Below are 16,297 nucleotides of genomic sequence, written 5' to 3' on the forward strand. Positions count from 1 at the left end.
GAATACACCGTTGTCATTCTTTTGAATGCCATTTATATTTTGGTCTTTTACCTCATCATGATATTAAATAACTAAAACCTTAATGGGCTTATTAGATTGGATCATTCTTGGTAGCACCCTGCTGTTCATTGTTGTATTTGGCGTTTGGAGAACCCGTGGGAGCAAAAACGTTGACGACTATGTCCTCAGTGGAAACGATGCCAAGTGGTGGACCATTGGACTTTCCGTGATGGCCACACAAGCCAGTGCCATTACCTTTTTGTCCACACCAGGGCAGGCTTTTCATGACGGGATGGGTTTTGTGCAATTCTATTTTGGATTGCCCCTCGCCATGATTGTTATCTGCTTGGTTTTTATTCCCATTTATAAAAAACTCAAGGTCTTTACGGCTTATGAAATGCTGGAGGACCGTTTCGACCTAAAAACCCGTAGTCTCACCGCTATCCTCTTTTTGGTACAGCGAGGGCTGGCCGCCGGAATCACCATTTTTGCACCTTCCATTATTCTATCTGCTGTGTTGGGATGGGATTTGCGCACTTTGAACATCATCATCGGAATTTTGGTCATCATTTACACCGTATCTGGAGGAACCAAAGCGGTTAGCGTGACCCAAAAACAGCAGATGTTCATTATTATGACGGGAATGTTCTTTGCTTTCTTCTTTATTTTGGGATCTCTCCCTACGGGAGTCAATTTTGGGGAAGCCCTAAAAATAGCTGGTGCCAACAATAAATTACAGATTCTGGATTTTACGATGGACACCGACAACCGCTATACGTTCTGGAGTGGAATCACTGGTGGTTTCTTTTTGGCATTGGCCTATTTTGGCACAGATCAAAGCCAGGTGCAACGATATCTTTCCGGAAAATCTGTTCGGGAAAGCCAATTGGGACTCATTTTTAATGGAATCCTTAAAATCCCAATGCAATTCTTCATCTTATTGGTGGGAGTCATGGTATTTGTTTTTTATCAATACAATGCCTCGCCCCTTAATTTTAATCCTGCAGCCACCCAAGCGGTCATGGAGTCTGAATATGCTGATGATTTTAAAGCTTTGGAAAAAGACCATCTGGAGTTGGAAATGGAAAAAAGAATCGCCCAAAATGCCTTTTCAGCCGCTTTAAAACTTAAAGAGTACAATGCTATACAACAGGCAAAACAAGACATCATAAAAATAAACCAAAAGGAAAGTGCAAGCAGGGAAGCGGCTAGAGAGCTGATTGCCCAAGCTGATTCCGTTGTGGAGACCAATGATAAGGATTATGTATTTATTCATTTTATCCTGAACAACCTGCCCACAGGGCTTATTGGATTGCTATTGGCCGTAATTCTATCCGCTGCCATGTCTTCCACAGCTTCAGAATTGAATGCACTCGGAACCATCACAGCACTTGATCTGTACAAAAGGAACAATAAAAAAGCCCACGACGATAAACATTACCTTTGGGCAACAAAGGGATTCACCTTATTGTGGGGAACCATAGCCATAATTATAGCGTGTGTGGCTGACCTTTTTGATAACCTTATTCAATTGGTGAACATTATCGGTTCCATTTTTTATGGGAACGTACTGGGAATCTTCCTTTTGGCCTTCTTCCTTAAGTTTGTTAGAGGAAATGCTGTGTTTGTTGCGGCAATCGTCACCCAGATAATTGTAGTGATTGGATGGTATTTGGACTGGATGTCCTATCTGTGGCTAAATGCCTTTGGATGTGTGCTGGTCATTCTTCTGGCCATAATCACCCAAGCATTTGATAATTTCTTGGGCAACTCCCATCCTGAAATAGAGTCATAAAAAAAACCCACTTAAAAAGTGGGTTCTTATTCTGGCTGGTATAAGGGATTTTTATTGCCCCTCCCATTCCTTCAAGGATTCTTTGTTCATTTTCACGTAATCCATGTTACCGGCGGCCTGTGCCACCACCATAGATTTTTTGGCCGCTTCAATGGCGCCTTTGGTATCGCCCAATTTTGCGTAGATCAATGATTGTAGGCGGGTCATCCAAAAGGCTTGGTCGTTCATGGAAACCGCTTTGTCTATCCATTCCTTGGCCTGTCCCATGTTCATACCCTCTTGAAAATAATATTGGGCGGCGGCAAAATAATCATTACCGGAAATATCCGACCCTGCCATTGCGGCCTCAATGCTTGCAGTGGCTTTGGCAACTGTAGGAACAACAAATTTTACCCCTACATATACTTTTTCCCAAAGCAATCCCAAAGTAGCCCCATTGTTGTGCATGTCATCAATGGTAATGGTAAAGGTTTCAATGGGCATGGGCATTGGATATACCTCTACCTTTACCGTGGCCGCCACTTTTGAGGCATCCCACTCTTGTGGCAATCCACCATTATCTGTATCGGTGTAGAAAATAACTTCCCAAACCGCCTCGTTGGGACGGGTATAGAGGGCATACTTTCCGGCTTTTAAGTCTTTGCCTTCAATCTTCACATCATCACTGAAGCTGACGGTCGTGTTCATATTGGCCCCTGTTCGCCAAATGGCATCATAAGGAACCAAATCACCAAAAATAGTTCTTCCCTTCATGGAAGGTCTGGAATATTCAATGGTAACTTCTGTTAAGCCAACGGTTTGCTTCAATACTGAAAAAGGACTGGGTGCAGGTGTCTGAATCTGTGCTTCCAATGAGATGGAAAGCAGCGCAACAAACATAAATAATACAAATTTTTTCATAGGAATAGTGTTTAAGATGTTAGTGAAACAAAGCTAACCAGAATGCAGATCACAAACGTTAATAAATTCTTAAAACAAGAAATTGAATCGCTATACAATCTATTCTAATACACATTAAAGGTATGTTATTTTGTTTAACTTTTTAATATTATTGTTAAACATTTTGTATTTTTGAACAAACTATACTAAATGAGATTGTATCAGCTTCATGCCAAACAACTACTGCCAATATCAAAGAAAGAAGCATGGCAGTTTTTGTCCAATCCAAAAAATTTAAAGACCATCACCCCTCCCCATATGGGATTTCACATTTTGTCCGGTGCCGATAGGTCCATGCATGCTGGGCAAATCATTCAATATGTGGTTAAGCCATTCCCGTTGATATCCACAAAATGGGTTACTGAAATCACTCACGTGGTACAGGATGAGTACTTTGTGGATGAACAACGGTTTGGTCCCTATTCCCTCTGGCACCACAAGCACTTTTTGAAAGAGGCGGAAGAAGGAGTCTTGATGGAAGACATCATCGATTACAAACTACCCTTTGGGGTTTTTGGAACCTTGATGCATCCCATGGTGGTGAAGCCCCAGCTTAAAAAGATATTTGAATATCGAAAAATAAAATTGGAAAAACTTTTTGGGTCCGTTCCCGGGAAGGAAACCACATTCGAACTAAAAACCATCTAAATTGGAAAATATTTTACTCATTGGTGGGTCACATGGCATTGGACGTGAGATTGCCAATCAACTCTCAGCAACACACAATGTATATGTAGCTTCAAGAACTGCGGAAAACTTATCCGATGTAAACGTAAACCATATCCCATTTGACGTATTGACAGAGAAAATCGAGGATAAAAACATACCAAATCAAATCCATGGTTTTGTGTTTTGCCCTGGGAGCATCAACCTTAAGCCTTTTAAAATGCTGGACGTCAAGGATTTTGAAAAAGATATGGAAATAAACTTTTTTGCCCTGGTAAAGGTGGTCAAATCAATCGTTGGCCGCATGACCGAAGGTTCCAGTTTGGTGTTCTTCAGCACGGTTGCCGTGGATTCGGGCATGGCTTACCATACCAGTATTGCAGCGGCCAAAGGGGCCATTGAGGGTTTTGCAAAAGCATTGGCAGCGGAATACGCCCCAAAACTCAGGGTCAACGTGATTGCACCATCATTGGTGGACACCCCCTTGGCTTTGCGCTTGTTGAGCAATGATAAAAAGAAGGAACAAATGGGCGAACGTCATCCACTAAAAAGGGTTGGAAACGCCAAAGATATTGCCAACATGGCCACATTTTTATTACATTCAGAAAACTCTTGGATTACAGGGCAGATAATTGGAGTTGATGGCGGGATGTCCACTCTAAATACAAATTCGTGAACAAAAAAGTTTCTGTTTTCTGGTTTCGTAGGGATTTGCGGTTGGATGACAACGTTGGCCTTTCACATGTCCTTCAAGCTGAATGTCCAGTACTGCCCATTTTTATTTTTGACCCCGAAATTTTGGACAAACTCCCCAAAGATGATGCACGCGTGTCCTTTATTCATGGTCAGGTTCAAAAAATGCATGACCAGCTCCAAAAGGAATTTCAGAGTGGTGTGGCCCAATTTTTCGACGACCCCGTTTCGGTTTTCAAAAAGCTACAGCAGCAGTATGATATTCACGCGGTCTACACAAATCACGACTATGAGCCCTATGCCATCAAACGGGATTCGTTGGTCCACGATTTTTTAAAAGAACACAACATCTCATTTAAAACCTTCAAAGACCAAGTAATTTTTGAGAAGAGCGAAGTGGTCAAAGGCGATGGCGACCCCTATGTGGTGTATACCCCCTATATGAAGCGGTGGAAAGAAAACTTTGATGCCGGCAAACATCTTAATGAGTATGAAACCACTGTCCACTTCGATAATTTGGTGAAAAATGCAGGTTTTCCACAACTTTCTTTGAAAGATATCGGTTTTAAACCATCCGAAATAAAAGTGCCGGATTACACCCTAACTTCCGATCTCATCAAAAATTACGAAGGAACAAGAAACTACCCTGCAAAGGAACATGGTACCTCAAGACTTGGTCCCCATCTGCGATTTGGCACGGTTTCTATCCGGAAGATGGTCAGAAAAGCTATTGAGGAGGAAAGTGAAACCTTTTGGAACGAACTCATTTGGCGCGAATTTTTCATGCAGATTTTATGGCACTTTCCAGAAACCGTCCACAAGGCCTTCAAACCCAAATATGACCGGATTGAATGGCGCAACAATGAAAAGGAATTTGAACTTTGGAAATCGGGAAAAACAGGGTATGCCCTTGTAGATGCCGGCATGCGTGAACTCAACGCCACCGGATATATGCACAACCGTGTTCGGATGCTCGTGGCGAGTTTTCTTTGCAAGCACCTCTTGATCGACTGGCGTTGGGGCGAAGCCTATTTTGCTGAAAAGTTGCTGGATTACGAAATGGCCAGCAATGTGGGCAACTGGCAGTGGGCAGCCGGTAGCGGCGTGGATGCCGCTCCGTATTTTAGGATTTTCAATCCCATGACCCAAGTGGATAAATTTGATAAGGACAAGGAGTACATCAACCAATGGATCCCTGAATTACAAGAACTTAACTATCCCCAAAAAATAGTTGACCACAAAATGGCCCGGGAACGTTGCTTAAAAGTCTATAAACAGGCTGTTGGTTAATGCATTTTCAGTATTTTTAGTATCCGTTTGACCTTTTCGGGTTTTGTTCCATAAAACGTGGAAGGTTGAAGTACTGAATAACTAACTCAAATATTTTAAAATGAAACAAGTTGCAACCTTAATGCTATTGGGTTTAATTTCATTGAACCTGACCGCACAAAAATTGACCAAGGACAAAAAGGCAATAATCGCTTCTGTTGAAAAACACAAGGACAATCTGATCATGATCAGTGACTCTATTTGGACATTGGCCGAAACCGCTTTTGAAGAATCCAAATCAGCAGAACTTTTGGCCGATTATGCCGAAAAAAATGGAATGACCGTCACCCGTGGGGTAGCTGATATTCCCACAGCATTTACCGCTACGTATGGTTCAGGAAAACCCGTTATCAGTGTTTTGGGTGAATTTGATGCACTTCCCGGGCTTTCCCAAAAAGCTGTTCCCTCCAAAGACCCCAGGATTGAAGGTGCACCCGGACATGGCTGTGGGCACAATATGTTCGGAGCGGCAAGTTTGGGGGCGGCAATAGCCATAAAAGAGCAAATTGAAGCTGGAAACATCAAAGGAACCGTAAAGTTTTTGGGTACCCCTGCTGAAGAAAAATACTTTGCCAAAGTATGGATGGTAAAGGCCGGGCTTTGGGACGATGTGGATGTAAACGTAAGCTGGCACCCCGGAGCCAATATCGAGGCCGATGTACAAAGTGGACTTTCCTTGGTGGACTTTATCGTGGAATTCTACGGACAAGCGGCGCACGCATCCGGTGATCCTTGGAATGGACGCAGTGCTTCCGATGCCTTGGAATTGTACACCACTGGAATCAACTATTATCGGGAGCATATAAAGCCCACTTCCCGCATCCACTATCACATTCAAGATGGTGGCCAAGTGGTGAATGTTGTGCCCGACTACGCAAGATTGTGGGTACGCGTTCGCGATCCCAAACGCAAGGTTATGCTTCCAACGTATGAACGCGTGAAAGAAATGGCCGAAGGTGCTGCCATCATGGCCAATGTGGACTACAAAATTTCGTTGGTATCCGGCATTTATGAAGTATTGGTGAATCGTGCCGGGGGAGAAATCATGCAGGAAAATTTGGAGCTGTTGGGGCCCATCACCTATACCGATGAAGAAATCGCCTTTGGAAAATCCATCCAAAAAGCCACTGGAAAACCTGAAGTGGGCATGGATAGTGAAATCAAGCCACTAAAAGAAACTGAAGAACTGCCCGGAGGTGGTTCCACGGATGTGGGTGATGTAAGCTGGAATGTACCCAACATCAACCTAAGCGTAACCGTGGCACCAAAGGATACGCCTTGGCATTCTTGGGCCGTTGTGGCCTGTGGAAGCATGAGCATTGGTCACAAAGGACTGGTCTATGCCTCAAAAGCCATGGGAATGACCATGTTAGATCTTTTTGAAGACCCTAAATTGGTTGAAAAGGTCAAGGAAGAATTCAAGACCCGAAAAGGGGATGAAAAATATGAACCCATGATTGACGGGCCACCACCCATCGAAGGCATTGGAGGGAAATAAAATTTCAATGAAAAATACTATCAAAAAGCCTGCTCCTTGCAGGCTTTTTCAACCTATCGATTAGTGAACCCTAAATCCATATCCAAGATCAGGAGGGCCTTGGATTGAAATTAACACAGCAATACATTTATTATGAGCAATCCCATTTTACAGACTTTTCCACTGGGTTTTCCTTGGCAGACCCAAGACCCATTTTTATTTTGTGTGTACCATTTAGATCATTATCCCCAAGGAAATGGGAAAATGGGCCCCGATGCATCTTTGCTGGAGGAACGTAGTCTTGGAAATGATTTTAATCCCGGGGCTAAATGGCGGATGTACCACGGACAGACCATTCCGGGGTTTCCCTATCACCCGCATAGAGGTTTTGAGACCATCACCATTGTCAATAAAGGCTACTGCGACCATTCCGATTCCTTGGGCGCAGCAGGTAGATTTGGCGAAGGCGACGTGCAATGGATGACCGCTGGACGGGGAGTGCAACATTCCGAGATGTTCCCCCTACTCCACGATGATTCGGATAATCCGTTGGAATTATTTCAAATCTGGTTGAACCTGCCTAAAGCCAATAAATTTGTAGAGCCCCATTTTAAAATGCTCTGGCATGAAGAAATTCCTATAATTGAAGAGGAAAATGCCAAAATCAAGGTCATTGCGGGAAATTATAAAAGTACACAGGCCATTGCCCCTGCCCCAGACTCTTGGGCAGCGAATGACGACAATGAAGTGGCCATTTGGAACATCCAAGTTGAAGCCAATTCTGAATACACCTTGCCAAAGGCCAATTCCAAAGCAAACCGCACCCTTTATTTTTATGAAGGTTCCGAAATTTTCTTTGAAGACGGCAAGATCATTTCCAATTTTGGGGTTGATTTGGACCCTTCCCAAGAAGTAACCATAAAAATCGGCGATGAAAAAGCCCATTTTTTACTCTTGCAAGGTAAGCCCATTGAAGAACCTGTAGCCAAATATGGCCCCTTTGTCATGAACACCGAGGAAGAAATCCAAAAGGCCATGGAAGAGTACCGTCTCACCCAGTTTGGAGGGTGGCCCTGGCCCTATCCAGACAATGTGCATGACAAGGAAAAGGGACGATTTGCCCTCTATCCTGATGGAAATTTGGTGGAAAAAGGATAATCAACCCATTGCTAGACAATTTTGGTGTCTGAAAATTTCTGTTTGCCCAAAAAATATTTGTAAGTAGTTAAGACATCAAAATAAAGACAATTCGCTTGTTTTTTGCGCAATAAGGCAATATTACAAATGCCTATGGGTGATTTCATTAGCTTTATCTTAACTTATAGGACAAAATTTAGGTATGAAGTTCCTCCAATCATCCTTCTGTCCGATACTTATTTACTGGTTCAGCTTAAATATATGCTTTGCGCAAACACAAGAGATCGACAGCCTCCAAAACGTATTGAAAACCGCCAAGGATACTGTAGAAATCCATACAATGAGAACCCTTGGGGTTCGCATACGCTCCCATGATAAGGAAAAAGCCCTTGAGTATCTCCACCTAAGTGTGGAAAAGTCCAAACAAATTGGATTTGCGCAAGGCGAAATTCAGGGACTCTATTCCATAGCGGTCACTCATGGTATGACCGGAAATTATGCTGAATCACTCGAGTATTTGAACAGGTGTTTGGACTTGGCCGTTGAGCATAAAGATTATAAAAGAGTCAATTATGTCTATAATTCCATGGGCATCGTCTATAAAAATATCGGGGACTATCCAACCAGTCAAAGCTACTATCTCAAGCGTATCAAACTGATAGATTCATTACAATTGGATCAGGATACATCCACTCCCTATTTTAACTTAGGGGTACTTTATAGTTTAATGGGTGAACAGGACAAGGCCGTTGAGAGCTATAATACAGCATTGGATGTATATGAAGGTGGCAAAGATGGTCGTGAGTCCTTGGAAAATGATATTTTATCCAACACGGCAAGGATAAACTTTGATGACGGAAATTATGAGTCGGCATTGGAAAAATGGCTTAAGGTAAGTGCTTACCATGGTCAACAAAACAACAATATTGAATTAAGCGTTGATTATTCCAATATTGGAAATTGCTATAAGGAATTGGAAGAATGGAAATTGGCCGAGGAATATCTTCAAAAGTCATTGGATATTGCCCAACAACTTTCCATTGAGCAGCAAATATCCTCGGTATACTTTGGCCTTGCAGATTTGATGTTTCGGCAGAAAAGATTTCTGGAAGCTATTGACTATTCCAATAAGAGTCTTGAAAGCTTAGAAAGTACGGGAGGGTATGAACAAAAAAAAGATGCGCATGAAATAGCCTATAAGATATATGAAGCCCGGGGTCAGTTTGCCAAGGCCATCCACCACCTCAACCAATCCATGGAATATAAGGACAGTCTGCTGAACGAAACCAAGATCAAGGAGATTCAAAACCTACAAATACAGCACGATGTATATCTCAAGGATAAGGAAATTAATGAAAATGAGCTGCAACTTGCACTGCTGAATACCCAAGTATCCTTAAACAACAAGCGTATGATCTACTTGTCCATAATCATGGGGTTGCTGTTGTTTTCGGCCGCTTTGCTCTATTTCCGATATCGAGGCAAGAAAAAATCCAACATTGTTCTTCAAGAAAAAAACGACTTAATATCCCAGCAAAAAGAAGTCATAGAAGACATGAATACCCAGCTGGAACAACGAATGCTGCGTGCACAGATGAATCCCCATTTCATCTTCAATTCACTGAGCTCCATCCGATACCTGGTCAGTTCTGGGGACAAGGAAGCCGCTCTGACCTATTTGAACAAATTTTCCAAGTTGTTGAGACAGATTTTGGAAACCTCGGTCAACGTAAGCTTGGTGCTCCATGAAGAAATTGAGCTGCTCAAAATCTACGTGGAATTGGAGGCACTACGGTTCGACAATTCTTTTAGCTATTCCTTCAACATTGATGAAAATCTGGATCTTCACCAACATGAAGTGCCCATGCTCTTGGTACAGCCCTATATAGAAAATGCCATTTTACACGGACTCCTACCCAAGGAGGGGCCAAAGAAATTATCTGTTTCTTTCAAGGATAAAAAGGATCATGTAGTATGCATCATTGAGGACAACGGTGTTGGCTTTGACCACCAAAAAAATCAGAAAAAATCAGAAAAACAATCACGCGGAATGTCCATTACCGCCAAAAGAATTGAAGCCTTAAAAAAAATATCCAATGAGGAATTGGTTACAGTTGAGAACTTGAACAATGGAAAAAAAACAGGCACCAAAGTGACCATTTTCATCCCAAAGGAACTGTAAGCCTTAGAACTCCCCTTGACTAAACCCTAACAATTTTGGCTCCAATGGCTCTCAACCGTTCATCAATGTTTTCGTAACCACGATCAATCTGTTCAATATTATGGATCGTTGATGTGCCTTTGGCCGAAAGTGCCGCTATCAATAGGGAGACTCCAGCCCTAATATCCGGTGATACCATGGTTGTGGCCTTTAAGGTCGATTTAAAATCGTGGCCGATTACCGTGGCGCGGTGGGGATCGCACAAAATGACCTTCGCTCCCATGTCAAGCAATTTATCCACGAAGAACAAACGGCTTTCAAACATTTTTTGGTGGATTAGGACCTCTCCCCTCGCCTGGGTGGCCACAACTAGGATGATACTCAACAAGTCGGGTGTAAGGCCTGGCCATGGCGCATCGGCAATGGTAAGAATGGAACCATCAATAAAGTTCTGGATTTGGTAGCCTTTTTCATGTTTCGGAATAAAGATGTCGTCATCTTTTCGTTCCACTGTAATGCCCAACTTTCTAAAGACTCCCGGAATCATCCCCAGATCATCCCAGCTCACATTTTTGATGGTCAGTTCACTACGGGTCATGGCTGCCAAACCGATCCAGCTGCCGATCTCGATCATATCGGGCAACATGGTGTGTTCCGTGCCTCCCAATCGTTCAACACCCTCAATGGTCAACAAATTGGAACCAATACCGGTGATTTTTGCGCCCATTCGGTTCAACATCTTGCACAATTGTTGCAGATAGGGCTCACATGCCGCATTGTATATGGTGGTTGTACCTTCGGCCAACACAGCAGCCATTACAATATTGGCCGTACCGGTCACCGATGCTTCATCCAAAAGCATATAGGTGCCTTTGAGTTTATTGGCCTCAACGCCATAAAAATATTCCTCCCTATTGTATCGAAACTTAGCGCCAAGCTTAATGAAGCCTTCAAAATGGGTGTCAAGTCGGCGTCTACCAATTTTATCACCGCCTGGTTTGGGGATATACCCTTTTCCAAATCGGGCCAAAAGAGGACCTACCAACATAATGGAACCTCTTAAACCGCGACCATCTTCCTTGAACTTTGGAGATTGTAAATATTCCAAATTGATGTCATCCGACTTAAAGGTATAGGAACCCCTACCCTTTTTTTGGATTTTGACCCCCAAATCCTCCAGAAGAGAAATGAGTTTGTTGACATCCAGGATGTCTGGAATGTTGTTTATGGTAATTTTTTCTTCGGACAGCAGTACGGCACAAAGAATCTGAAGTGCCTCGTTCTTTGCTCCTTGGGGGGTAATTTCACCATGAAGTTGGTGCCCACCCTCTATTCGAAATGTTCCCATGGATCGCTCTGGAATTTAGTACCTTTTTTTTCTGCCGCGTTTTCCCTTTTGGCCATTGTTGCTCCGGTTGGACTTGGCTGGTTTGTTTTTGAGGAACTGTCCACTTTCTGTCAGGTTTTCCCCATTGCTGGCCAAATCAATTTCTCCATCGCTCAACTCCTTTAAATGTGCAAAAATTGCTGAATCTTCAACGGAGTCTTTGTTCCAATTCAAGTAGCATTTTTTCATGTGGTTGGCAATGGCATATTCCAAACCGGAACGCATATCGCCTTTTTCCCATTTTACGGCCACATCGATCATACGCTTGATGTTGTTCCCATAAAAACGGTATTTGGGGTGATTCTGCGGATATTCCAATGGCTCGGGACGTTGTTGCAGCACTTCTTTTGAAGTAATGGGAAACGGAGAGTCCACATCCAGTTTAAAATCGGACATAATGAACAATTGATCCCATAGCTTATGTTGAAAATCGGGGACGTCCCTCAAGTGCGGTTGAAGATTTCCCATTACACTGATGATGGCCTGCGCCACCCTATTGCGCTCATCCCTGTCCGCAATGGAAACGGCATGATCTACCATTTTTTGAAAATGACGACCATATTCGGGAATAATGAGCTGTGAACGTTCTGTATTATATTCTAAGTTCTCTACTGTGTTCAAATTAAAATATTTAGTGAAATTAAATTAATGGGAAGTCTATCCGATAACGTCTGCAAAATAATAAAATTATGGCAATCTACAGGTTTAAAGAGAAATTACCCCTTCCACAACGGCAACTTCCTTGTATTTCATGATCACCTCGTCAGGATTTTTTAGGTGTACGGTAATGGAAAGGCTGGTATAGGTGCCCTTTTTGGATTTTTTGGATTCGATCACCGCACCGGTATTGTCAAAAATATCATGGATCTGTTCTATTCGCCCCTTATCCGTTGGAACAATAAATTTGTACAGATAGGTCGAAGGCCAATTGGTGTTTTCCAACAGCTGTTCTTTGAGCCTTTCATAAAACTCATCTGTGTTCTCCTTCTCCATTCCTATTTTTTTACAAATATATGGCTTAAGGTGCAATTTTTTTTCTTTGGGCCTATTTCATTACTTTGTAGTGTTAAATTATTATGCTTGGGCAGGAACAAAATAGTCATTACAGGAGCTCCGGGAACCGGGAAGACCTCCATTATAAAGGGGTTGGAGAGCATGGGCTTTCATTGCTTCCACGAAATTATCCGGGACATGACCTCAAAGGCCAAACAGGAAGGGGATTCCAGCGTTTTTGTTTCCAATCCCTTGGTCTTTGTGGATGATGCCATGCAGTTCAACAAGGATTTGCTTTTTGGAAGGGCCCAACATTATAAGGAATCAGAAGATATACAGGTTCCGGTAAGTTTTTTTGATCGTGGCATTCCGGATGTCCTTGCCTATATGGATTTTTTTGGACAGACTTACGGAAGAGAATTCATAAATACTTGCATTAACCACCAGTATGATGCCGTTTTCATGGTACCCCCTTGGGAAGAAATCTATGTTTCCGATGGTGAGCGCCTGGAAACCTACAAGGAGGCTGAAAGCATTCACCATGCCTTGATGAACACCTATACCCAATTTGGCTATAACCCCATCCCAGTGCCAAAAGATATGATCCAAAAACGGATTGACTTTATTTTGGAAACCCTTAATCAACTTTAGTGCGCAAAGAAACCAAGGTTATTTTAAAGGAGTTCTGGGGGCATGAGGATTTTAGGGGCTCCCAGAAAACTATTATCGATACAGTACTTGCAGGAAAAGATGTGCTGGCTTTGATGCCCACAGGAGGTGGAAAATCCATTTGCTACCAGGTTCCGGCGCTTTCCATGGAAGGGCTTTGTATTGTCGTTTCCCCATTGGTGGCGTTGATACAGGACCAAGTAAACCAATTAAAAGCACGGGGCATAAAGGCCATTGCCCTTACGGGAGGAATCCCTTTTACGGAACTCAACGACCTTTTGGACAACTGCCTTTACGGGAATTACAAGTTTCTGTACCTTTCACCAGAACGATTGCAACAACCGTTGATCCAGGAACGCATTCAGGAAATGGATGTGAACCTTATCGCCATTGATGAAGCCCATTGTATTTCGCAATGGGGAAACGATTTTAGGCCTGCCTATTTGGAGTGTGCCATTCTGAAGGAACTTATTCCCAACACCCCCATGATAGCCCTAACGGCCACGGCAACCCCAAGGGTGGTGGATGACATCGTAGAGAACCTAAAGTTGGAAGATGTCAATATTTATAAAGATTCATTTTCCCGGTCTAATATCATATTTAAGGTAAAACGTACAGAGGACAAGCTCTATCAACTCAAAAAATACATGGGAAAGATTCCTGGAAGCTCCATTGTGTATGTGCGTTCCCGGAAGATGTCGGTCTCCCTTTCCGAGTTTTTGAACAAAAACGGCTTTAAGGCCTCGTTTTTCCACGGAGGTATTTCAAAAAAGGAAAAGGAGAACAAGCTCAAGCATTGGTTGGAAGGAAATGTACATGTAATGGTGGCCACCAATGCTTTTGGAATGGGCGTGGACAAACCTGATGTGCGGTTGGTGGTACACTATCAAATTCCAGATAGTCTGGAAAGCTATTTTCAAGAAGCGGGAAGGGCTGGAAGGGATGGCAAGCCGTCCACCGCCATTATTGTCACCACCAAAGATGACGAAGAACGCGCCAAACAGCAGTTTTTGTCAAACTTGCCAGATATTGACTTCGTGAAAAAAGTATATTCCAAGCTGAACAATTTTTTTCAGATTTCCTATGGCGAATCCGTATTGGAGCCCTTGGCCTTCAAGTTCAATGCGTTCTGCAAACGCTATGAATTCAATCCTAATATGGCCTTTAATGCCCTTCGCATTTTGGACCAGAATTCAGTCATTGCCCTATCCGAGAATTTTCAGGAGAAGACCAGCCTGCAATTTGTAGCTTCAAAGGCGGCCATTTTTGCGTATTTTGACAAAAACCGGAAAACGGCGCCCATCATTCAGACCATATTGCGAACCTATGGCGGTATTACGGAGTACGAGACCAAAATCAATCTTCATCTTCTTTCAAAGAAAACCGGGGAAAGTGAAAAGTCCCTCAAAAAAATATTGAAGCAACTCCAAAAAGATGGTATTGCGGAATATAAAAACACCACCAGCGATTTGGAAATCACCTTTTTGGTTCCTCGCGAGGATGACCATACGATAAATCCGTTTGCCAAAAAACTAAAGGATTTTAATCAGGTGAAGCAAAACAATATGGCGGCCATGTTGGGGTACATCAAAAACAAGGATGTTTGTAGAAGTGTCTATTTGTTGAAATATTTTGGCGAAAACGCTGCAGAAAAGTGTGGCACATGCGATATTTGCACCAAAAAGGACAAGCAAGCACCTCCAATAAAGCTGGAAGAACGGGTCATAGCGCTTTTAAAGATTGCACCGAGCACATCCAGACAATTGGAAAAAGCGACCGGAGCTGAAGAAAAGACCCTTTTAAAAGTTTTGCAACGGCTACTTGAGGATGAAGTGGTTGACCTAAACGAAATCAATGAGTACACCCTTAAAAAATAATCCTTTGCGCATTGTGTTTATGGGCACCCCAGATTTTGCGGTGGCCAACCTTAAAGCCATCGTGGAAGCCGGTTTTGATGTTGTGGGAGTCATCACGGCACCGGACAGACCTGCGGGCAGAGGCCGTAAGGTGCAGGAATCCGCCGTGAAGCAATTTGCCGTAGCACATAATTTAAAGGTGTTGCAACCCACCAATCTCAAGGACGAAGCTTTTTTGGAGGAACTCAGAAGCCTTAAGGCCAATCTACAAGTGGTGGTGGCCTTTAGAATGTTGCCCAAGGCCGTATGGGAAATGCCAGAATATGGCACGTTTAACCTGCATGCTTCCCTCCTTCCGCAATATCGTGGTGCGGCTCCCATCAACTGGGCCATCATCAACGGGGAAACGGAAACGGGTGTGACCACCTTTTTCATTGATGACAAAATTGACACAGGAAGCATTATTCTCCAAAAGACCGAAAAAATAACCGAAGAGGACAATGTAGGCAGTTTGCATGATCGGTTGATGGAGCTTGGTGGTGAACTCGTAGTGGAAACCTGTCAGCAAATAGCATCTGGCGCGGTAACGAGCACCCCACAGCAACATTTTGAGAACTTAAAACCCGCACCCAAAATTCATAAAGACACTTGCCAAATTGATTGGAGTTCATCTTTGGACACCATCCATAATCGTATCAGGGGATTGAGTCCCTACCCTGCGGCTTGGAGTTATTTTGTGAACCATGGCAAGGAGGAAACCATAAAAATCTATAAAACCAAAAAAGAACCTTGTATACACAATGACGAAATTGGCAAACTGATTGCCGATAAAAAAACACTCAAAGTAGCCGTCACGGGGGGGTATCTTCAGCTGTTGGAAATACAGATGCCGGGCAAACGAAAAATGGAAACTTCGGCTGTCTTAAATGGTCTTGATCTAGACAAAAATGCCCATCTTCGCTAAAGCCTTGCTATGATTGGGCTAGCAAAAAGTTGTTGTTTTTTCCGACTTTATCAACAAACGTTTCAAGTTATTAACAAAAACCCCTATTTCCCTAGGTTTTACTTGCGTTAATAGCAAATCCATATAAATTTGTTCAGCATTAAAATTATTTTAACAACAATTAATTTAATTCCATTATGAACAAAACAGAATTAATCGATGCTATGGCAGCTGATGCTGGCATCACTAAGG

At 42.9% G+C, this 16,297-nt stretch carries 14 protein-coding genes; 10 read left to right on the plus strand and 4 right to left on the minus strand.

Annotated features, from left to right (window positions below; translation table 11 throughout):
• The first annotated feature begins 82 nt into the window (after window positions 1-82).
• Entirely contained in the window at window positions 83-1,795 is a 1,713-nt protein-coding gene (locus A7D14_RS15780; RefSeq protein WP_067036829.1) for a sodium:solute symporter, read from the plus strand.
• A 51-nt stretch (window positions 1,796-1,846) separates the two neighbouring features.
• Here the strand turns inward: A7D14_RS15780 and A7D14_RS15785 are convergent, their stop codons facing one another.
• The gene (locus A7D14_RS15785) at window positions 1,847-2,695 is read right to left on the minus strand and encodes a DUF2911 domain-containing protein (protein ID WP_067036832.1); all 849 of its coding nucleotides are present in this window, start codon (window positions 2,693-2,695) and stop codon (window positions 1,847-1,849) included.
• A gap of 189 nt (window positions 2,696-2,884) precedes the next feature.
• Here A7D14_RS15785 and A7D14_RS15790 point away from each other — a divergent pair, with 189 nt between their 5' ends.
• From A7D14_RS15790 to A7D14_RS15815, 6 genes are all read left to right on the plus strand, one after another.
• Window positions 2,885-3,382: an SRPBCC family protein gene (locus A7D14_RS15790; protein WP_067036834.1), complete on the plus strand. Its 498-nt coding sequence runs from the start codon at window positions 2,885-2,887 to the stop codon at window positions 3,380-3,382.
• Between the two features lies 1 nt (window position 3,383).
• Entirely contained in the window at window positions 3,384-4,076 is a 693-nt protein-coding gene (locus A7D14_RS15795; RefSeq protein ID WP_067036837.1) for an SDR family NAD(P)-dependent oxidoreductase, read from the plus strand.
• On the plus strand, window positions 4,073-5,383 hold the full coding sequence (locus tag A7D14_RS15800; protein ID WP_067036840.1) for a cryptochrome/photolyase family protein: 1,311 nt from the start codon (window positions 4,073-4,075) through the stop codon (window positions 5,381-5,383). Before A7D14_RS15795 ends, A7D14_RS15800 begins: the two co-directional genes overlap by 4 nt.
• A 100-nt stretch (window positions 5,384-5,483) precedes the next feature.
• Window positions 5,484-6,920, plus strand: coding sequence for an amidohydrolase (locus tag A7D14_RS15805; RefSeq protein ID WP_067036843.1), 1,437 nt, complete (start codon window positions 5,484-5,486; stop codon window positions 6,918-6,920).
• A 132-nt stretch (window positions 6,921-7,052) separates the two neighbouring features.
• Window positions 7,053-8,057: a pirin family protein gene (locus A7D14_RS15810; RefSeq protein ID WP_067036846.1), complete on the plus strand. Its 1,005-nt coding sequence runs from the start codon at window positions 7,053-7,055 to the stop codon at window positions 8,055-8,057.
• A 319-nt stretch (window positions 8,058-8,376) separates the two neighbouring features.
• Window positions 8,377-10,218, plus strand: coding sequence for a tetratricopeptide repeat protein (locus A7D14_RS15815; protein ID WP_176712433.1), 1,842 nt, complete (start codon window positions 8,377-8,379; stop codon window positions 10,216-10,218).
• A 19-nt stretch (window positions 10,219-10,237) separates the two neighbouring features.
• Here the strand turns inward: A7D14_RS15815 and murA are convergent, their stop codons facing one another.
• The 3 genes from murA to A7D14_RS15830 all read right to left on the minus strand — a co-directional run bounded on the left by murA (window position 10,238) and on the right by A7D14_RS15830 (window position 12,577).
• The gene (gene murA, locus A7D14_RS15820; protein ID WP_067036852.1) at window positions 10,238-11,545 is read right to left on the minus strand and encodes a UDP-N-acetylglucosamine 1-carboxyvinyltransferase; all 1,308 of its coding nucleotides are present in this window, start codon (window positions 11,543-11,545) and stop codon (window positions 10,238-10,240) included.
• A 15-nt stretch (window positions 11,546-11,560) separates the two neighbouring features.
• Entirely contained in the window at window positions 11,561-12,205 is a 645-nt protein-coding gene (locus tag A7D14_RS15825) for a DUF4290 domain-containing protein (RefSeq protein WP_067036855.1), read from the minus strand.
• Window positions 12,206-12,289: 84 nt separating this feature from the next.
• The gene (locus tag A7D14_RS15830) at window positions 12,290-12,577 is read right to left on the minus strand and encodes a DUF493 family protein (RefSeq protein WP_067036858.1); all 288 of its coding nucleotides are present in this window, start codon (window positions 12,575-12,577) and stop codon (window positions 12,290-12,292) included.
• 87 nt (window positions 12,578-12,664) lie between these two features.
• Here A7D14_RS15830 and A7D14_RS15835 point away from each other — a divergent pair, with 87 nt between their 5' ends.
• Genes A7D14_RS15835 through fmt form a run of 3 tightly spaced genes read left to right on the plus strand, consistent with a single transcriptional unit; the run spans window position 12,665 to window position 16,066 of the window.
• Window positions 12,665-13,228 carry an AAA family ATPase gene (locus A7D14_RS15835; protein ID WP_067036862.1) on the plus strand — a complete coding sequence of 188 codons (564 nt, stop codon included), beginning with the start codon at window positions 12,665-12,667 and terminating at the stop codon, window positions 13,226-13,228.
• Window positions 13,228-15,123, plus strand: a complete 1,896-nt coding sequence (locus A7D14_RS15840) for an ATP-dependent DNA helicase RecQ (RefSeq protein WP_067036865.1) — start codon at window positions 13,228-13,230, stop codon at window positions 15,121-15,123. Before A7D14_RS15835 ends, A7D14_RS15840 begins: the two co-directional genes overlap by 1 nt.
• Window positions 15,101-16,066, plus strand: coding sequence for a methionyl-tRNA formyltransferase (gene fmt, locus A7D14_RS15845; protein ID WP_067036868.1), 966 nt, complete (start codon window positions 15,101-15,103; stop codon window positions 16,064-16,066). Before A7D14_RS15840 ends, fmt begins: the two co-directional genes overlap by 23 nt.
• The last annotated feature ends 231 nt before the right edge of the window (window positions 16,067-16,297 follow it).

It is taken from the genome of Allomuricauda sp. CP2A (assembly GCF_001683915.1).
Lineage (GTDB): Bacteria > Bacteroidota > Bacteroidia > Flavobacteriales > Flavobacteriaceae > Flagellimonas.